At 63.1% G+C, this 19,734-nt stretch carries 17 protein-coding genes; 15 read left to right on the top strand and 2 right to left on the bottom strand.

Annotation, left to right across the window (positions count from 1 at the left end):
- The first annotated feature begins 33 nt into the window (after positions 1-33).
- From dapA to alaS, 14 genes are all read left to right on the top strand, one after another.
- The gene (gene dapA / locus ACS0VV_RS04175) at positions 34-915 is read left to right on the top strand and encodes a 4-hydroxy-tetrahydrodipicolinate synthase (protein ID WP_483531470.1); all 882 of its coding nucleotides are present in this window, start codon (positions 34-36) and stop codon (positions 913-915) included.
- Between the two features lie 35 nt (positions 916-950).
- Positions 951-1,370, top strand: coding sequence for a DUF805 domain-containing protein (locus ACS0VV_RS04180; protein ID WP_483531471.1), 420 nt, complete (start codon positions 951-953; stop codon positions 1,368-1,370).
- 139 nt (positions 1,371-1,509) lie between these two features.
- Positions 1,510-1,929, top strand: coding sequence for a plastocyanin/azurin family copper-binding protein (locus ACS0VV_RS04185; RefSeq protein ID WP_483531472.1), 420 nt, complete (start codon positions 1,510-1,512; stop codon positions 1,927-1,929).
- A gap of 49 nt (positions 1,930-1,978) precedes the next feature.
- On the top strand, positions 1,979-2,461 hold the full coding sequence (smpB, locus tag ACS0VV_RS04190; protein WP_483531473.1) for an SsrA-binding protein SmpB: 483 nt from the start codon (positions 1,979-1,981) through the stop codon (positions 2,459-2,461).
- A gap of 196 nt (positions 2,462-2,657) precedes the next feature.
- Positions 2,658-3,161 carry a DUF2062 domain-containing protein gene (locus ACS0VV_RS04195; protein WP_483531474.1) on the top strand — a complete coding sequence of 168 codons (504 nt, stop codon included), beginning with the start codon at positions 2,658-2,660 and terminating at the stop codon, positions 3,159-3,161.
- Positions 3,158-5,623, top strand: coding sequence for a hybrid sensor histidine kinase/response regulator (locus tag ACS0VV_RS04200; RefSeq protein WP_483531475.1), 2,466 nt, complete (start codon positions 3,158-3,160; stop codon positions 5,621-5,623). Before ACS0VV_RS04195 ends, ACS0VV_RS04200 begins: the two co-directional genes overlap by 4 nt.
- A gap of 191 nt (positions 5,624-5,814) precedes the next feature.
- A complete protein-coding gene (locus ACS0VV_RS04205; RefSeq protein ID WP_483531476.1) occupies positions 5,815-6,381 on the top strand; it encodes a phage tail protein in 567 nt (188 codons plus the stop codon).
- Between the two features lie 20 nt (positions 6,382-6,401).
- A complete protein-coding gene (locus ACS0VV_RS04210) occupies positions 6,402-7,001 on the top strand; it encodes a phage tail protein (RefSeq protein WP_483531477.1) in 600 nt (199 codons plus the stop codon).
- Positions 7,002-7,034: 33 nt separating this feature from the next.
- The gene (locus ACS0VV_RS04215) at positions 7,035-7,643 is read left to right on the top strand and encodes a phage tail protein (protein WP_483531478.1); all 609 of its coding nucleotides are present in this window, start codon (positions 7,035-7,037) and stop codon (positions 7,641-7,643) included.
- Positions 7,644-7,818: 175 nt separating this feature from the next.
- Positions 7,819-9,315, top strand: a complete 1,497-nt coding sequence (locus tag ACS0VV_RS04220) for a DUF4139 domain-containing protein (RefSeq protein WP_483531479.1) — start codon at positions 7,819-7,821, stop codon at positions 9,313-9,315.
- A 129-nt stretch (positions 9,316-9,444) separates the two neighbouring features.
- Entirely contained in the window at positions 9,445-11,016 is a 1,572-nt protein-coding gene (locus tag ACS0VV_RS04225; RefSeq protein ID WP_483531480.1) for a DUF4139 domain-containing protein, read from the top strand.
- A 131-nt stretch (positions 11,017-11,147) separates the two neighbouring features.
- Positions 11,148-12,215: a recombinase RecA gene (gene recA / locus ACS0VV_RS04230; RefSeq protein ID WP_483531481.1), complete on the top strand. Its 1,068-nt coding sequence runs from the start codon at positions 11,148-11,150 to the stop codon at positions 12,213-12,215.
- 190 nt (positions 12,216-12,405) lie between these two features.
- Positions 12,406-13,230 (top strand): class I SAM-dependent methyltransferase, encoded by an 825-nt coding sequence (locus ACS0VV_RS04235; RefSeq protein ID WP_483531482.1) that lies wholly within the window; start codon positions 12,406-12,408, stop codon positions 13,228-13,230.
- Between the two features lie 80 nt (positions 13,231-13,310).
- Positions 13,311-15,968, top strand: coding sequence for an alanine--tRNA ligase (gene alaS / locus ACS0VV_RS04240; protein WP_483531483.1), 2,658 nt, complete (start codon positions 13,311-13,313; stop codon positions 15,966-15,968).
- 10 nt (positions 15,969-15,978) lie between these two features.
- On the opposite strand, the gene ACS0VV_RS04245 is transcribed toward alaS, so the two are convergent.
- Together ACS0VV_RS04245 and ACS0VV_RS04250 are read right to left on the bottom strand one after the other, a co-directional pair.
- Positions 15,979-16,155: a hypothetical protein gene (locus ACS0VV_RS04245; protein ID WP_483531484.1), complete on the bottom strand. Its 177-nt coding sequence runs from the start codon at positions 16,153-16,155 to the stop codon at positions 15,979-15,981.
- A gap of 56 nt (positions 16,156-16,211) precedes the next feature.
- Positions 16,212-17,975, bottom strand: coding sequence for a cation:proton antiporter domain-containing protein (locus tag ACS0VV_RS04250; RefSeq protein WP_483531485.1), 1,764 nt, complete (start codon positions 17,973-17,975; stop codon positions 16,212-16,214).
- 286 nt (positions 17,976-18,261) lie between these two features.
- Here ACS0VV_RS04250 and putP point away from each other — a divergent pair, with 286 nt between their 5' ends.
- Entirely contained in the window at positions 18,262-19,731 is a 1,470-nt protein-coding gene (putP, locus tag ACS0VV_RS04255; RefSeq protein ID WP_483531486.1) for a sodium/proline symporter PutP, read from the top strand.
- Positions 19,732-19,734 lie beyond the last annotated feature (3 nt).

The raw sequence follows: 19,734 nt of genomic DNA on the forward strand, positions 1-19,734 counted from the left end.
GTGTAACGGCGGCAATCGTGAAAGGCTCCACGAATGTTTTCAGGATCGATACCGGCGCTCGCCACCCCCTTCAGGGTTGGACAGGTGGATGAAGACGCCTATCGCAAATTTATCGACTGGCAGATCGAAAACGGCTCCTCCGCGCTGGTGCCCTGCGGGACAACGGGCGAAAGCGCGACGCTGGATAATGACGAGCATCACAAGACCATAGCCATCTGCGCCGAACAGGCCGCGGGCCGCGTCAAAGTGATCGCGGGGGCTGGCTCCAACGACACGCAGACCGCGCTGTGGCATATGAAGGAAGCGCACATTGCCGGGGCCGACGCGCTGCTGCTGGTCGCGCCCTATTACAACCGCCCGAGCCAGGCGGGGCTGCTCGCGCATTTCAGCTATCTGGCGGAGCGCACCGACCTGCCGATTGTGCTGTATAATGTGCCGGGTCGCACGGTGACCGATATCCTGCCCGAAACGGTGGTGGAGCTGCACCGGCGCTTTCCCGACAAGATTATCGCGCTGAAGGATGCGAGCGGTGACCTCTCTCGCGTGGTGACGCAGCGCATGGGGGCGGGGCCGGAGTTCTGCCAATTGTCGGGCGATGATCCGCTGGTTCTGGCGGGATACGCGTTGGGACAGGTCGGCTGCATCTCGGTGACCGCCAATGTCGCGCCAAAGCTGTGCGCGGACTTCCACGCGGCGGCGGCGAGCGGTGACTACGCGACCGCGCGAGAGCTGAACGAGCGGCTCTACCCGCTGCACAAGGCGATGTTCGCCGATGCCTCGCCTGCACCTGCAAAATATGCGCTGAGCAAGCTGTTCGACTGGTTCGCACCCGATGTCCGCCTGCCGATTGTCGGATGTTCGGACGCGGCAAAGGCAGCGGTGGATGCGGCGATGGAGAGCGCGGGGATTGGGTGATGCAATCAAAGCGCGAAACTGGACTGCATTCCCTCATGGACGTTCTCGCCAAGACGTTCGTATTGCGAGGGCGGTCGAGGCGTACGGGCGGTGCAATTTATATGATAATTATGGTGCCAATTCTTGCTCAAGTGCTGGAGCTGGTTCCATTTATCGGCGAAGTTGAGTTTACGAACATTGGCAACGGCAACCCCGCCGCTTTGATCGTAAGCATTCCCGCGTTTGCCTGGCTGGTTCGAAGGCTCCACGATTTCAACGCGAGTGGGCTTTGGGTGCTGGCCCCATTGCCGCCCTTCCTCATACCCAAAGGGTCTTTCCCGGAACCTGCCGAGATCACTATCGCACTACTGGTGATTGTTGCACTGTATGCGATCACAATAACGCCGCCAACGGACGGGCCCAATCGCTTTGGCCCAAATCCACGCCCGGAAAGCAGGCAAGGCATCACAACGTGAACCCCGTTATTGCGAGCCCTTCGACTGCCTGCTTGCAGCAGTCGCTCACGATAAACTACATGAAGCAATCCAGTCCCGTGCTATCTGGATTGCCGCGTCGCCTGCGGCTCCTCGCAATGACGTGTCAAAAGAGGTCGCCATGAGAAAACTCCCCATCCTCGCCGCCACGCTCGCGCTGACGGCGTGCGCCATTCCGCAAATTATCACCCCGCGCATCGCGCCTGCATCGACCAATTTCGCCGAGGCACAGCGGGTCGAGGTGCGGCTCGACAATTTCGATTTCGAGCCGCGCACGCTTACCCTCGCGGCGGGCAGGCCGGTGGTGCTGGTGTTCAACAATGTCTCCGATGGCGGGCACAATTTCTCCGCGCCGGGCTTCTTCGCCGCCGCGCAGATGGATGCCGCCAGCGCCGATCTGGTGCGCGACGGGCTGATCGAGGTGGCGGGCGGGGACGTGGTCGAGCTGCGGCTGATCCCGGCGGCGGGCGGATACGATGTCGATTGCACGCATACCGGGCATTCGATCCTCGGCATGAACGGCTCGGTCGTGGTGCGGTAAGAGTTGCGCCTTGGCATAGCGGCTTCGCGCGCCTACATGCCGCCACCTTATGGCTCGCCCCAAACCCGCAACTTTCGACAAGCAAAAGGTCGTCGCCGAAAACCGCAAGGCGCGGTTCAATTACCATATCGAGGATACGTTCGAGGCGGGTCTGGCGCTGCAGGGCACCGAGGTGAAGAGCCTGCGCGGCGGTGAAGGTTCTATTGCGGAAAGCTATGCCGAGGTGAAGGATGGCGGCGTGTGGCTGGTCAACGCCACAATTCCTGAATTCAGCCACGGCAACCGCAACAATCACGAACCCAAGCGCCCGCGCAAATTGCTGCTCCACACCCGCGAGATCGACAAGCTGCTCGGCGCGGTGGAGCGCAAGGGGATGACGCTGGTACCGCTCAGCATCTATTTTAACGGGCGGGGCCGGGCGAAAGTGGAGCTGGCGCTGGCCAAAGGCAAGCAGACGCATGACAAGCGCGCGACGATCAAGGATCGCGACTGGCAACGCGACAAGGCGCGGTTGATGCGCGACAAGGGCTGAAGGGACGCGCTGCCGACCGGGTATTTCGACATAGGTCGAACTTTTTCCCGCTCCGTTAAGCTCGCATTGTTATCCGCTCGTCTATTCCCATCTATCGGATAGGCACCAAAGGTGTAAGAGCCGCGCGCATTATATGATCAACAGGGCGAAAAACTGGCTTTCGGCGCGCTTGCCGAAAATGCCCGAGCGGGACGAGATGGCCCGCAACAAATATCTTGCGCCTATTGCCCACCGTTTTGGCCGCAGCGAATTGTGGCGGTTCAACCGCCGTTCGGTGCCGCGCGGCGTCGCGCTGGGGCTGTTCGCCGGGTTCATCATTCCGCTGGGGCAGATTTTCCTTGCGGCGTTTCTCGCGCTGCCCGCGCGCGCGAATGTGCCGACCGCAGCGCTGATCACTTTCGTCACCAACCCCTTCACCTTGCCCTTCTGGCTGGTGGTGGCGAACAAGGTTGGCCAGTTCACCCTCAAGATTGATCCTGCCACGATGGGCAGCGCCAAGGCGGCGCTGGAGCAGGGCTGGTGGGCCGAGTTCGGCTGGTGGTTGCAAACCGCCGGTGTCACCGCGTTCGGCTTTGTCGTGTTGTCGGTGGTCACCGCGGCTATCGGCTATCTGCTCACAAGTTTCCTGTGGAGGTTTGTCGTCGCCCGCCGCTGGAGCAGGCGACCCGCTGCCAGGAAGCTGTTACACCCCGCCGAATGAATCTGGCCAATTTGCAAGAATCGCGGCGACTGGTTGACGGGTTGGCCGTTGCCGCGGCTGTGCTCGCCAGCGTTGCGCTTATCCACTACGCGGCAGAAAGCGCGACGGTGACGCTCGCTTTTACCGGCGGGCTGGTGGTGCTGGGGCTGGTCGCTTTCGTTGCCGGACGAATGCCTGCACAGGCGCAGGGGGAAACATTTAGCGACCTGCCCGACTGGTCGGTAACGGTCGCCGCGATCGAGCGGCCCGATCTTGCCATTGCGATTACTGACCGCGCCAATCGCCTCGTCTGCGCCAATGCCGCGTTCGAATTGTGGTTCGGGTCGCGCAACGGCCCGCCCAGCCTGCCGGTGGACGGAACAAGCGCCGAAAAACTGACGCGGTTGGCGCGGGCGGCGTGGCGCGATGGCAAGGGCGAAGCGGTCACCATTGCTGACGAGGACACGAGCTGGACAGCGGAGGCCACGCGCGCCGGACGGGCGGAGGATTACCTGATCTGGCGTATTGCGCCTGTTGTGCGGGAGGATCCCTTTGCCGCCATCAGCACGCAGATCGGCGGGCTTTTGGGTCGGATGCTGGGTGCTGCGGGTATCGCAGCCGCGGTGGTCGCGCCCGATGGCGTTATCAAGGCAGGCAATCCCGCGCTCGCCCGCCGCGCTTTCGGAGACGAGACGGCGCGGATGTCGGGCCAGGAATTCGTGCAATTGCTGCGCTCGGACGAACGCGAGCGGATCTATTTCACCCGCGAAGGCAAGAAGGGCTCGCCGCAAACGCTGGTGCAGGTGCCGCTGGCCGATCCGGAAAAGGCCGCGCGCGAGCGGGTGCCGGGCAAGGCCGCTGCCGAAGCGCCTTCGCTGATGCTGCTGATCGATGCCGGTATCGGCCTTGGCGGCTGGGGCGGCAATGAGCCGCAGGGGCAAGCAGGACAATTGCAGGCGCTGCTCGAACAGCTCCCGCTGGGCCTCGCCGCAACCGACCGCGACGGGCATTTCCTCTTCGCCAATCCGGCATTCCGCCGTGCGGCGGGGCTGGATGGCGACGAATTGCCGCCTTACCCCAGCGATCTGGTGGTGGCGCGCGACAAGACCGCCATGTCCGACGCGGTGCGCCGCTTTGGCAAGGGGCCAGCCAGTTCGGGCGATATCGCTGTGCGGCTGCGGCACGAGCCGGACGATCCGGTTAGCCTCGGCCTTGCCGGCGTGCGCGGGCTGGGCGAAGCGGCGGTGCTGCTCAGCCTTGCTGACACCTCCGAGGAAGCGCGGCTCAAGCGGCAGGTGGCGCAGGCGACCAAGATGCAGGCTGTCGGCCAGTTGGCAGGCGGTGTGGCGCATGATTTCAACAACGTGCTCACCGCCATCATCGGCTATTGCGACCTGATGCTGCTGCGCCACACGCCCGGCGATAGCGATTATGACGATATCCAGCAGATCAAGGCCAATTCGAACCGCGCCGCCAGCCTGACACGGCAATTGCTCGCCTTCAGTCGGCAGCAGACCTTGCAGCCCGAAATCATCCAGCTGCCCGATATATTGTCCGAAGTCAGCCAGCTGTTGAAGCGGTTGCTGGGTGCCAAAATCACGCTCACCGTCCGGCATGATCGCAATCTCGGCCATGTCCGCGCCGATCCGCGCCAGTTGGAGCAGGTCATCATCAATCTCGCGGTCAATGCGCGCGATGCCATCCAGTCGAGCGGCGGCGGTGAAAGCGCGGCAGGCACGCTGACCTTTGCGACCCGCCGGGTCGAGGCGAAGGATATCCGCCGCATGGGCAGCGAGATTATCCCAGCGGGCGATTACACTGTGCTGATTGCCGAAGATACGGGCGGCGGCATTCCGCAGGCGATTATCGGCAAGCTGTTCGAACCCTTCTTCACGACGAAAGAGCAGGGCAAGGGCACCGGTCTGGGCCTCTCTACCGTCTACGGCATCGTCAAGCAGTCGGGTGGCTTCATCTTCGCCAGCAATGCCAAGGGGCAGGATGGCAAGGTGAAGGGGGCGCGTTTCACCATCTATCTGCCGGTGCATGAACTGACCGAGGATGACCTGAAGAAGGTCGACGAAGAGGAAACTGTGCGCGAATGGTCGGGCGGCGGGACGATCCTGCTGGTCGAGGATGAGGATATGGTGCGCGCGGTTGCCGAACGGGCGCTGGCGCGGCAGGGCTACACCATCGTCACGGCCAGCGACGGGGATGAGGGACTCGAAGCCTTCGCTGCCGATCCCGACCGTTTCGATCTGATCGTCAGCGATGTGGTGATGCCCAGCATGGATGGCCCGGCGATGGCGCGCGAAGTGCGCAAACTGCGCCCGCGACTGCCGATTGTCTTCATGTCCGGCTATGCCGAGGAGCAGCTGCGCAGCCAGATCGATATCGACAATATGTACTTCATTCCCAAACCCTTCAGCGTGCAGCAGATCGGCGAGAAGGTTGGCGACGTGCTGCAAAAGGGCGGCAACAGCTAGCTCGCGCGGGAGCGGCTGCAGCGCCGCGATGCCGGGAAAAATTGGGAAAGCGTTCGCAATTTCGTTTCGTGTTTGCTAGAGCTGCAACTTGGCTAAGCGCCTGCGGGGGTATGCAGCGCGCCAGAATAATGTGGGAGGGGGCCATGGGGTCATTCCGTGAATCTTTGAAATTCGCCTTGCCGGCGTCTGTCATGGCGTTGGGCCTGGCGGCGGCGCCGGTACAGGCGCAAGAGCGATATGTCGGCGAGATCATGCAGACGGGCTACACGTTCTGCCCACAGGAAACCGCCTCGCTCGACGGGCAATTGATGGCGATCAGTTCCAATACCGCGCTGTTCTCGCTGATCGGCACGACCTATGGCGGCGACGGGCGCACGACCTTCGGCCTGCCCGATATGCGAAGCCGCGTGCCCATGCATCAAGGCCAGGGGCCAGGCCTCACGAACCGCGTTATAGGACAGCGCTTCGGATCGGAGCAGTATGCGCTGACCATCAACAATATGCCCGCGCACAGCCACAATCCGCGGATGCGGGTGAGCCGGGTGAATGCCTCGACGCGCAACCCGATCAACGCTTATATGTCGCGCGCCACAGACAATGTGTTCGAAGAGACGACCGAGCCGACCGGCGATCTGATGTCGCCCAATGCGATTGTGTCGAACCCTGTAGGGTCGAACATTCCGGTCGCCAACAGCCAGCCGGTGCAGGTCAATCGTTACTGCATTGTGCTGTACGGCATTTTTCCGTCGCGCAGCTGATTGGGGGGAAGACTATGAAAATGAAAGCTCTATTCGCTGCAACCGCAATTGCCGCTTCGTCCTTTGCTGTCAGTGCTCCGGCACAGGCGCAGGAAAAATATATCGGCGAGATTTTTCCGGTAGCGTTCGACTGGTGCCCGCGTTTTTCCGCGCGGCTCGACGGGCAGATCCTGGCGATCAGCTCCAACTCGGCACTGTTCTCCTTGCTCGGCACCACCTTCGGAGGTGATGGACGCACGACCTTTGCGCTGCCCGATCTGCGCAGCCGCTCGCCAATGGGAGAGGGGCAGGGTGCTGGTTTGTCTTTCCGCAGTCTTGGCCAAAGTCTCGGCGCTGAAACGACGACGTTCACCGTCGCCAATATGCCCGCGCACAGTCATAATCCCCGCGTGGCGGTGAGCCGGGTCAACGCGAATTCGCGCAATCCGATCAACGGTTTCTTCGCGCGTTCGGCCAACAATGTCTTTGAAGAGACGACCGAGCCGACCGGTGATCTCATGGCCGCCGATGCTATCCAGTCGAACATTGTCGGGGGCGGGCAGCCCGTCACCAATATGATGCCGACGCTGGTGATCAATTATTGCATCGTCACGCAGGGCATATTCCCGTCGCGCAGCTGATGCGCCGCGAGAGATGATTTTGGGGGATTTTCAATGAGCAAACTGACAGCACTTCTCGCCGCAAGCGCTATGGCAGCAAGCGCGCTGAGCGTTTCCGCACCGGTGCAGGCACAGGATCGCTATATCGGGGAGATTTTCCCCGCCGGATATAATTTCTGCCCGCGCAGCACGACTTCGGCTGATGGCCAGCTTCTGGCTATCTCCACTTATACTGCGCTGTTCTCGCTGTACGGCACGGCGTATGGCGGGGATGGACGGACGACATTCGGCCTGCCTGATATGCGCGGCCGCCTGCCGATGCATACCGGTTTTGGTCCGGGTCTAACGCCCGTGCAATTGGGCGAACGGTTTGGCACCGAACAGACTTTCCTGAGCACGGCCAATCTGCCTTCGCATATCCACTCGCCACAAATGCGGGTGAGCCGGATTGACGCCAGCAGCCGCAACCCGATCAATTCCTACGTTGCACGCTCGGCGAGCAATGTGTTCGAGGAAGGGACAAACCCGACCGGCGACACGATGGCAGCCGATGCTATCCAGTCGGACACGGTTGGTGGCGGACAGGGCGCAAACAATATCCAGCCGAGCCTTGTGCTGACCTATTGCGTGGTTCTGAGCGGGATATACCCCTCGCGCCCCTGATCGGCGTTCAGGCCAAACGAAAGAGGGCGTTCCGATGCGGAGCGCCCTTTTTCGTTGAGCTCCAGCGAATTGGGCGCTTGATCCGCGCAAAAGCCTGCTATCAGGCGCATATTCAGGCAGCATACAGCGCGCAAAGCCGAACTCTGTGCCAGCCGATATTCGGGGAGGGACTTTCATGACCATTCGTTTTGCTGCCACTCTGCTCGCCGCCAGCGCGCTCGCTCTCGCCGTGCCAGCCGCTGCCCAGTCTGCACCAGACCCGGCCGATAGCGCGCAGGGCGATGTCGCGGTCACGATTTACCAGAACGGGCAGGCGCTGGTGCAGGATGTGCGGATGCTCAATATCCCGCGCGGCACCTCGCGCATCGAGTTTCCCGATGTCTCCGCGCAAATCCGCCCGCAGACCCTCAGCTTCAACGCGGAAGGCACTGCGATTGTCGAACAGAATTTCGATTTCGACCTGCTCACCCCGCAAAAGCTGATGGAGAAGGCGGTGGGCGAAACGGTTACGCTGATCCGCACCAACCCCGCCACCGGCGTCGAAACCACCGAGCGCGCGGAAATCCTCTCGGTCGCAGGCGGCGTGGTCATCCGCATTGGCGACCGGATCGAAGTGCTGCGCGACGATGGCCTGCCCGTGCGCGTGGTGTTTGACGAAGTGCCGCCTAACCTGCGCGCGCGGCCTACGCTCTCGGTCACGCTCAACAGCAGCCAGTCGGGCACGCGCGAGGCTTCGATCCGCTACCTCACCCCCGGCCTCGGCTGGACGAGCGATTATGTCGCGCTGTACGATGAAGCCAACGGCACGGCCGATATGCAAGGCTGGGTAACGCTCACCAACAATACCGGCACGACCTTCCACAATGCCGAAACGCTGCTGGTTGCGGGCAGCGCCGGAAGCGGTGGTTACCAGGGCGGCGGACGTCCGCGCGGCGATATGGTGCGCCCCGGCACGCAGACTGCCGACCGCGAGCGGCTGGGCGATTTCTACCTCTACCCGATCGAGGGCCGTACCACGATCGCCAATGCGCAGACCAAGCAGGTGAGCTTCCTCGATGTGCAGGGCGTGCCCGCCGCCCGCGTTTATTCGATCGGATCGGGCTGGCTGCAGAACGATTCCGATTTCCGCCCTGCCGCGAGCGCCATCAGCTTCAGTTCGAGCAGCGAAGGCGGGCTGGGCGATGCTCTGCCCGCCGGCACGGTGCGCTTCTACCAGAACGATTCGCAGGGCAGCCCGCAATTCATCGGCGAAAACTACATCGGCCACACTCCGATGGGCAGCACGCTCAGCCTGGTGACCGGCGATGCCTTCGATGTGTTCATGCAGGCCGAAGTGGAAAGCCGCCAGCGCATCACTGGCGAGGAGTATGAACGCAGCGCGCGCTACCGCGTGATCGAGGACGGCGAAGTCGTGCGCGAAATCACCGAAGAGCGCGCGCTCACCTATTACCGCACGACGATGCGTTACACCTTCACCAATGCGAAGCCGGAGCCGGTGACGGTGGAACTGACGCAAAGCGGGCTGGCGCAATATTGGTGGGGCCGCGATTTCCGCGTGACCAGCGAGGATCTCCCCGGCGAACAGGTCAATTTCGATACCCGCCGCTATCAGGTAACGATCCCCGCCAACAGCGAACGCGTGGTGCGCGTGACATACGAGACGCGGTTCTAAGGGGGCAGCGCGGTGCGCCTTTTCCTCCGACCCCGTCATTGCGAGCGGAGCGAAGCAATCCAGTTCCGGCGCCTGTGCAAAGGCGCGAGCGTTCGGACTGGATTGCCACGTCGCCTTCGGCTCCTCGCAATGACGATGATTGCAACGTTGGTGTCTACCCCCGCCACCGCGCAAGACCGCCAGACCGTCACCGCCTCCGCGCCCGAAGCGCTTGCGGTCACCGTCTATCGCGACCCCAACCGCGCGGAGTGGGAAGAGCTCAACCGCAATTGGCCGCAAGGCATTGCGATGATTAGCGAGACGCGCACCGTCACGCTGCCACCGGGCCGTTCGACCATCCGGTTTGACGGCGTGTCCGAAGGCATGATCGCGGTCTCTGCCATCGTCACCGGCCTGCCCGGCGGCACGATCGAGAAGAATCGCAATGCCGATCTGCTCAGCCCTGCCGCATTGGTGGACGGAACGCTGGGCAACCGCGTCACCATCACCCGCACCAATCTGGCGACCGGCGCGGAGGAAAGCGAGCAGGCGATTGTCCGCACCAGAGCCGATGGCGGCCTCGTGCTGCAAACCGGCGACGGTTACGAAGCCGTGCGCTGCTCCGGCCTGCCCGAGCGGCTGAGCTTTGACGGCATCCCCGCTGGCCTTTCCGCACAGCCCGTCTTCACCATCGACACGGCGAGCGATGCGGGTGGCACCTACACCGTGACGCTCACCTATCTCTCATGGGGTTTCGACTGGCAGGCCGACTATGTCGCCACCGTGCATGAAGGGCGCGAGGCGGACAATATCCGCTTCGATCTGGTGAGCTGGCTCACCATTCTCAACGATAATGGCCAGAGCTTCGAAAATGCCGAGCTGATGGCGGTGGCAGGTACGCTGAATATCGTGAGCAATTTTGCCGGGCTGGCCGATCCGCCCGATGCCGAACCGTTGCGGTTGCAATGCTGGCCGCAGGGCAGCACGGCGGCGGGCTCCCCGGTGCCGGTGTATGATGACTATTTCGAAGAGAGCTATGCCGAGGCGGACATGATCACGGTGACGGGCGCCCGCATGGCGGCAATACCGCCGCCTCCGCCGCCTCCACCCGCGCCCGGAGCACCCGCGCCGGTGCTGGCGGCAGAGGAGAATCTGGGCGATCTCAAGCTTTACCGCGTGCCCGTGCCGATGGACGTCAATGCACAAAGCCTGAAGCAGGTCGCGTTCCTGCGCGAGGACGATATCGAGGGCGAGATCGTCTACGAAATGCAATGCGCGCCCTATTACGCTTACGAAAACGCGCCCGTCGGCATGATCCTCGAAACAGTGAACGAGGAAGACGCCGGACTGGGCGTGGCGATGCCATCGGGCACCATCGCTGTGTTCGAGCAGACGGCATTGGGCGATTTTCTCGTCGCGCAGGACCGGTTGCGCGATTACGCGCGCGGGCAGGATGTCGAGATCGCGCTGGGCACCAGCAGCCAGGTGTTCGGGACCTGTGCGCCGCAACAACGCGCAGACGGCAGTTTCGCGATGCTAATGACGCTTAGCAACGCCAATCCCGATCCGGTTGATGTCCGCGTCGAGATGGGCACGAGCACCCAGTGGCGCATTGCCGGCACCCGTACGCGCCTGCGCAACGGCCAGCGAATTACCACGCTGCGCGTTCCGGCGAACGGCGAGCGAACGCTCGAATGGACCGTGACAAGCGCCACGCAATAGGCGCAGATGCGCGGATTTCCGCCAATCCAACAAAATTTCTGTTCCACACTTGTTCTCATGGAACAAACGCGGTACAAGCGTCAGTGTTGAAAGCGGGGGATGGGCCCTAGCGAACTGTCGGAGGCCGTGTCATGGCGAGTGCAAACCTGAAGCTGGTTGAAAAGGAATCCAACGTGGACCGTCAAAAGGCGCTCGAAGCCGCACTCGCGCAAATCGACCGCGCATTCGGCAAGGGCTCGGCAATGAAGCTGGGCAGCAAGGAAGCGATGAATGTGGAGGCAATCTCCACCGGCTCGCTGGGGCTGGACATCGCGCTCGGAATCGGCGGCCTGCCCAAAGGCCGCGTGATCGAAGTGTACGGGCCGGAAAGCTCGGGCAAGACGACTTTGGCGCTGCACGTGATTGCCGAAGCGCAGAAGGCGGGCGGCACCGCAGCCTTTGTCGATGCCGAACACGCGCTCGATCCGGTCTACGCCAAGAAGCTGGGCGTGGATATTGACGAGCTGATCGTCTCGCAGCCCGACACCGGAGAGCAGGCATTGGAAATCACCGACACGCTGGTGCGTTCGAACGCGGTGGATGTGCTGGTGGTCGATTCGGTCGCCGCACTGGTGCCGCGCGCCGAAATCGAAGGCGAAATGGGGGACAGCCATGTGGGCCTGCAGGCGCGCCTGATGTCGCAATCGCTGCGCAAGCTCACCGGCTCGATCAACCGTTCGAAGTGCATGGTGATCTTCATCAACCAGCTGCGCATGAAGATCGGCGTGATGTACGGCAATCCCGAAACCACGACCGGCGGCAATGCGCTGAAATTCTACGCCTCGGTTCGACTCGATATCCGTCGCACTGGCCAGATCAAGGACCGGGACGATATTATCGGCAACACCACCCGCGTGAAGGTGGTCAAGAACAAGGTCGCCCCGCCGTTCAAGCAGGTCGAGTTTGACATCATGTATGGCGAAGGCATTTCGAAGATCGGCGAGATTCTCGATCTCGGGGTGAAGGCCGGCCTCGTTGAAAAGTCGGGCTCGTGGTTCAGTTATGATAGCATCCGCATCGGCCAGGGCCGCGAGAATGCGAAGACTTTCCTCAAGGAAAATCCTGAAGTTTGCGCCAAGTTGGAAACCGCGATCCGCGGTAAAACCGACGAGGTCGCCGGGGAGATGATGGCGGGGCCGGACGCGGACTCCGAAGACTGATCCTCAAGAAGGCGGGCGGGAAGGTTCTTCCCCCTGGACACTGTAACAGGTGTAACAGGTTAGACCCGGCCTTGCGAAACCGGAGCCGGCAAAGGTGGCGTATCGTCCACCGGAGCCGGCTTCTTCGCGTTGGTGCTTCCCAGCGGGAGCGAAGCGCTCTAACGCCCTGCCGGAGGAGTGAGGGACGCACATGACCGATGCAAGCGAGTGGCAGGGCCGCACAGGCGAAAGCTGGGCGGCGGAATGGCGGCGCACCGACCGCAGCTTCTCGCTGCTGACCGAACACCTTCTCGCCGCGACCCGCCAGTTCCGTTTCAAGCAGGTGCTCGATATCGGATGCGGAGCGGGCGAGCTTTCATTGGCGATTGCCCGCGGCCGGCCTGAGGTGTCGGTCACCGGCATCGACATCTCTGCCCAGCTGATTGACGTCGCTAACAGCCGCGCCAACCATCTGACCAATATCGGCTTCGAAACGGGTGATGCCGCGCAGTGGACCGCTCCGGCAGACAAGCGCCCCGATCTCCTCATCTCGCGCCATGGCGTGATGTTCTTCGATGATCCGGTGGCCGCTTTCGCGCATCTCGCCACGCAGGCCGAAGAGGGTGCAGGTCTGCTCTTCTCCTGCTTCCGCGACCGCGTACTCAATCCCTTCTTCACCGAAGTCACCCGCCTTCTGCCACAAGCGCCCGATCCCGGCCCGCCTAATGCGCCCGGCCCATTCGCCTTTGCCGATGTCGAGCGGGTGCAGCGCATCCTCACCCAAGCGGGCTGGGCCGACATCGCCGCCAAGCCGCTCGACCTCCCGATGATCGCCGGTGCTGGAGAAGACCCTGTTGAGGATGCCATCGGCTACTTCCTGCGCATCGGCCCCGCAGCCCGCGCCGCATCCGAACTCGATCCCGAAGCGCGCGACCGCTTCGTTACGCGGCTGCGAGACATGCTCTCGCGCCACAGCTTTGGCGGCATCGTTTCGCTTCCCGCTGCCATGTGGATCGTAACCGCCCGCAAAGGATAGGTCGTCAATCGCACAATCCGCATACAGTAATGCGCGCATTCGGCTTGTCGCCACGCGCTCTTGCGCCTAACTCGGCTCGCATGAATTCGACTAATGATATCCGCCGCGTGTTTCTCGACTATTTCGCGTCCGCCGATCACCTTGCCGTGCCGTCCGCACCGCTTGTGCCGTATAATGATCCGAGCCTCATGTTCGTCAATGCGGGCATGGTGCCGTTCAAGAACGTGTTCACCGGTGTCGAAACGCCGCCTGCGCCGCGCGCGACCAGCAGCCAGAAATGCGTGCGCGCCGGTGGCAAGCACAATGATCTCGACAATGTCGGCTACACCGCGCGCCACCTCACCTTCTTCGAAATGCTCGGCAATTTCAGCTTTGGCGACTATTTCAAGGAACGTGCGATCGATCTCGCCTGGGGCATGGTCACCAAGGAACTGGGCCTCGCCAAAGATCGGCTGAGCGTCACCGTCTATCACACCGATGACGAGGCGTTTGACCTGTGGCGGAAGATCGCCGGACTCCCGGAAGACCGCATTATCCGCATTCCCACCAAAGACAATTTCTGGGCGATGGGATCGGATGGCCCCTGCGGCCCGTGCTCCGAGATCTTCTGGGATCACGGCCCCGATATCGCCGGCGGCCCTCCTGGTTCGCCCGACGAAGATGGCGACCGCTTTGTCGAAATCTGGAATCTCGTCTTCATGCAGCACGTGCAGGAAGCCGACGAGATTGTCGGCAATCTCCCGCGCCCCAGCATTGATACCGGCATGGGCCTCGAACGTATGGCGACGGTCATGCAAGGCGTGCACAATGTGTTCGAGACCGACACTTTCGCCACAATCATCGATTCGAGTCAGGATCTGCTCAAGGCCAAGGCGAGCGAAGACACGATCGCGAGCCATCGCGTGATCGCTGACCATCTGCGCTCGACCAGCTTCCTAATCGCCGATGGCGTGCTGCCTTCGAACGAAGGGCGCGGCTATGTGCTGCGGCGGATCATGCGCCGCGCCATGCGTCACGCGCATCTGCTGGGCGCGGAAAAGCCGCTGATGCACCGCCTTGTGCCCACTTTGGTGGGCGAGATGGGCCAGGCTTATCCTGACCTCGGGCGCGCGCAGCCGTTGATTACCGAAGTGCTCGAACGCGAGGAAACGCGCTTCCGCCAGACGCTCGAAAAGGGCCTGCGCCTGCTCGACGAGGAAAGCGCCGGGCTGGGCGAGGGCGACCAGCTCCCCGGCGAAACCGCATTCAAACTCTATGACACCTATGGCTTCCCTTACGATCTGACCGAGGACGCCCTGCGCGCCCGCAATATCGGGGTGGACAAGGACGGCTTCGACGCGGCCATGGCGCAGCAGAAGGCGGCTGCGCGCGCGGCATGGAAAGGCTCCGGCGCGGCAGCCGATGGCGAATTGTGGTTCGACATAGCCGAACGCGAAGGCGCGACCGAGTTCACTGGCTACAGCGCCAGCGAAGGCGAGGGCCGCGTTGTCGCATTGGTGGTGGACGGCAAGGAAGTACAATCCGCCGATAGCGGGCAAGAAGTGACTGTGCTCACCAACCAGACGCCCTTCTACGGCGAAAGCGGCGGGCAGATGGGCGATAGCGGCACGATTTCGGGCGATCACCGGCTCGAGATTGCGGTCTCGGATACGTCCAAGCCACTGGGCCGCCTCCACGCGCATCACGGCACGATCACCAGCGGCAAGATCGCGGTGGGCGATACCGTCCATCTGGCGATCGACGCCGTGCGCCGTGATGAAATCCGCGCCAACCACTCCGCCACCCATCTGGTGCACGCAGCGCTGCGCAATCAGCTGGGCGACCATGTGACGCAGAAGGGTTCGCTCGTCGCGCGCGAGCGGCTGCGCTTCGATTTCTCGCATCCCAAGCCGCTAAGCGCAGAAGACATCGCGGCGATCGAAGCCGAGGTGAACGCTGAGATCCGCAGCAATGAGGAAGTCATCACCCGGCTGATGAGTCCCGACGATGCTGTCGAAGCCGGCGCGCTGGCGCTGTTCGGCGAGAAATATGGCGAGGAAGTGCGCGTGCTCTCGATGGGCCGTCGCGGTGACGGAGGGCGCAATTACTCGGTCGAGCTGTGCGGCGGCACCCATGTCCGCGCCACGGGTGATATCGCGCTGTTCCGTATCGTTTCCGAAAGCGCCGTCTCCTCCGGCGTGCGCCGTATCGAGGCGCTGACTGGAGAAGCCGCGCGCAAATGGGTGGTGGGCCGCGAGGAATCGCTCAAATCGGTCGCCGCGACGCTCAAGACCTCGCCCGACGAGGTCGAGGAACGGGTCGCGGCGCTGGTGGACGAGCGCAAGCGGCTCGAACGCGAGCTGGCCGAGGCGAAGAAGGCGCTGGCATTGGGCGGCGGCGGCGCAGCAGCGGCGGCGGACGAGGATGTTGGCGGTATCGCGTTCAGCGGGCAGGTGCTCGACGGGATGGACCCCAAGGAACTGCGCGGCCTGCTCGACGAGGCGAAGAAGCGCATGGGATCGGGCGTTGCCGCGATCATCGCGGTGAATGACGGCAAGGCGACGGTCGGCGTTGGCGTGTCCGACGATTTGACCGGCAGCATCAGCGCGGTTGATCTGGTGCGCGCGGGCGTGGCGGCCGTGGGCGGCAAGGGCGGCGGCGGACGGCCCGACATGGCGCAAGGCGGCGGCCCCGATGGCGAGCAGGCCGATCAGGCCATCGCGGCGATCCGCGAGACTTTGGTTAGCGTTTCGGCTTAACCCAGTTCGCCTAGCCCTGGTCGCTATGCCGCACTGATGCATTGCGGCGGCGGTCGCCTTCGCTGCCACGCGGCACGTCTTTCATATTGCGCGTTTCACGGCCATGATCTTCATCAACCGCGACGTTCTTCGGCTTGAACCTCTCTTTGTTGGAAGTCGGCTTGGCAGGGTCTTTTTCGTCACTCATTTAGGGTCTCCTTCACCCGTATCAACGGGCCAGACCCTGCAAGTATCCGAGATTTCTCAACCCTCTGCCGTGCTCGTGCGCAGCTTCGGCTTGTGCTCCAGCGCGCCCTCTTTCTGGATGCGCGCGCGGAATTCGTCCCGCTTTTCGTGGATGCTGGCGATCACCGGCCCCATCGGCACGCCGATATCGACCAGCGCCGCTTCGGACAGTTGCAGCGAACTTTCGAGCGTTTCGGGCACCGCTGTGCTCGCACCGCTGCGATACAGCTCGGCCGCGTGGAAGCTGTCGCGCGCGCGGGCGATGATCGGCAATGCGGGATGCGCGGCGCGCAGTTTGCGCACCATGCGCTGGGCGAGGATGTGTTCGTCCATCGTCAGGATTACCGCCGGAGCCCTCGCGATACCCAGCTTGTCGAGCGCATCTTCGCGCAGCGCATTGCCGAAGATCACGTAATAGCCATCGCGCCGCGCCTGCTCGACGAGATCGGGATCGGAATCGATGGCGACATAGGCTTGCTCGTGCCGCTGCAGCATTTGCGCCACCAGCCGCCCGACACGTCCAAGCCCGACGATCACCACGCGCGGCGTTTCGGCATCATCGTCCAACTGTTCGAGCGAGGGCGCGGGATCGACCGAGCGCGCCACCCGCTTGCCGAGCATGGCGAGCAGCGGAGTGACGGTCAGCCCGATGGCGATCACGATCTGCCAGAAGGCAGCGGTGCCAGGCTGGATGAGCAGCGCGGAGGAGGCGGCAGAAAGCACGATCAGCGAGGTTTCCGAAGGGCTCGCCATCAGAATGCCCGTCTCGGTCGCGGTGGCGCTTCGTGCGCCCATCAGGCGCAAGAGCACGCCGGTGACAACGGCCTTCAGCACCAGCACGCCGACCACGGCGGCGGCAATCGCGCCGAGATTGTCCCAGATCGTGGTGAGGTCGATGCCCATGCCCACGGTGATGAGGAAGACACCCAGCGCGAGGCCCTTGAACGGCTCCATGATCCCTTCGACTTCGGTGTGATACTCGGTCTCGGCAATCAGCAATCCGGCGATCAGCGCGCCGACAATGGGCGAGAGGCCGACCAATGCGGTGGCAAGGCTCGCGCCGATCACCACCAGCAGGCTGGCGGCAAGGAACAGTTCGGGCGATTTGGTGCGCGCGGCCTGTGCGAAGAGTCTTGGCAAGAGGAAGCGGCCCGCGATCATCATCACCGCGATCACCAGCGCGCCTTTCCACAGCACGTCGACAAGTCCGGCCCAGCCGCCATCGCCTGCCGTGGGAGCCAAAGCGCCGAGGAGGAAGATGATCGGGACGATCATGATGTCCTCGAACAGCAGCATGGAGAGCGAGGCGCGGCCCACCGGCGAATTGGTGCCCGCAATCGGCAACACCAATGCGGTCGAACTGAAGGCGAGGGCGAGGCCGAGCGCCAGCGCGCCCGTCCAATACTGCCCCATCATGGAAAGCGCGGCGGCGAGCAGCAGGCCGATCACGATCAGCTCCAGCGCGCCCAGCCCGAACACCAGTCGCCGCAATTGCCACAGACGGTTGAAGCTCAGCTCCAGCCCGATGGCGAACAGCAGCAGGATGATGCCGAATTCGGCGAAGGGTGCGAGGCGTTCGGGATCGGTGATGGTGACGTAGGAGAGCCATTCATACTCGAACGTCATCCGCCCGAGGCCGAAGGGGCCGACCAGCACGCCGATCAGGATGAAGCCGATGATGGGGGTGACGCGGAAACGCGCGAAGAGCGGGATGACGATCCCCGCCGCGCCAAGGATCACCAGCGCATCGGACATCAGGGGGGAGATTTCGGCGTGGTGCATGGTTCACCCTATCACACAGCGAGCGCCCTTGCTGCAACTGCGAAAGCGTGGGGCGCTGCCGAACCTGTTACACCTGTTACACAGTCCAGGGGACAAAAAGGGCTCTGTCTGCAAAGGCTTTTTTCCATGGCCATGCTCCACCATGTTGGATTGGCTGTAGGAAAGGATTTTTCGCGCGAGGCGGCGCGGCTTTGCGTAAGTTTCCGCACCGTCTCTGCCGCGCAATCCCCTTGCAAAAACCCTCCGCCCCCTAGCCAGCACCGCGCGCATCGTTATGCTTGGGGCTATGCAGACACCCACGATCATCGCGCTCGCCCTCTATTTCGTCCTGATGCTCGCCATCGGCCTGTTTGCGTGGAAACGCTCGACCGACAATAGCGAGGGCTATCTGCTCGGCGGGCGCAATCTGCATCCGGCGGTGGCTGCTTTGTCAGCGGGCGCGAGCGATATGTCGGGCTGGCTGCTGCTCGGCCTTCCGGGCGCGCTCTATGCCAGCGGGCTGGTGGAGGCGTGGATCGGCATCGGCCTGTTTGCCGGTGCGCTGGTGAACTGGTGGGTGGTCGCCCCGCGTCTGCGCCAACAGACGGTAGAGTACGGCAACGCGCTGACTATTCCGCAATTCCTCGCCAACCGCTTTCCCGACAAGGCGACGATGCTGCGCGTCGTCTCCGCGATCATTATCGTGGTGTTCTTCGCGGTCTATTCCGCCGCCAGCCTGGTGGCGGGCGGCAAGCTGTTCGAAAGCACCTTTATCGACGGCACGATCATGGGGATGAGCCCCTATATGGCAGGCGTGCTGCTCACCGCATTGGTGGTGCTCGCCTATACCGCCGTGGGCGGCTTTCTGGCGGTGAGCCTCACCGATTTCGTGCAAGGCATCATCATGGTGACCGCGCTGGTGGTGATGCCGCTGGTCATCCTTTACGGCGATGGCGGCGGCGGCGTGTCGCAGATGCGCGAGACCTTGGCGGGCGTTGACCCTGAATTCCTCGGCCTGTTCGGCGGGCTGACCTTTATCGGCTTCCTTTCGGCAGTGACATGGGGGCTCGGCTATTTCGGCCAGCCGCATATCATCGTGCGCTTTATGGCGGTGCGCGAGGGCGGCGTGCCGATGGCGCGCAATATCGCGATGACATGGATGGGCGTGGCGCTGGTGGGGGCCATCGGCATCGGCCTTGCGGGCCGCGCCTATGTCGAGCGCAATCCGTCGGTCATGCTGGAAGACCCGGAGACGATCTTCATCCTTCTCGCCAATACGCTGTTCCACCCGCTGGTGACGGGCTTCCTGCTTGCCGCTTTGCTGGCGGCGATCATGAGCACGATTTCCTCGCAATTGCTGGTCGCCTCCAGCTCGCTGACCGAGGATTTCTACCGCCTGTTCCTGAAGAAGGACGCGAGCGAGCGCGAGGCGGTGAATGTCGGGCGCATCAGCACCGTGCTGGTGGCGATCGCCGCCATCGTAATTGCCAGCGATTCCGACAGCGGCGTGCTGGCGCTGGTTTCGAACGCCTGGGCAGGCTTCGGCGCGGCGTTCGGGCCGCTGATTATCCTGTCGCTGACATGGAAGCGGATGACCGGCGCGGGCGCGGTTGCCGGACTGGTGACCGGCGCTGCGGTGGTGATGGTGTGGATCGCCAGCGGGCTGGGCGAAGCGACGGGGGTGTACGAGATCATCCCGGGCTTCGCGGCGGCGTGGCTGGCGATCTGGGGGGTGAGTTTGGCGACTGTGAGCAAAGGGCGACGTCGTGGTAGCTGATCG

Source organism: Aurantiacibacter sp. KMU-128, assembly GCF_056933515.1.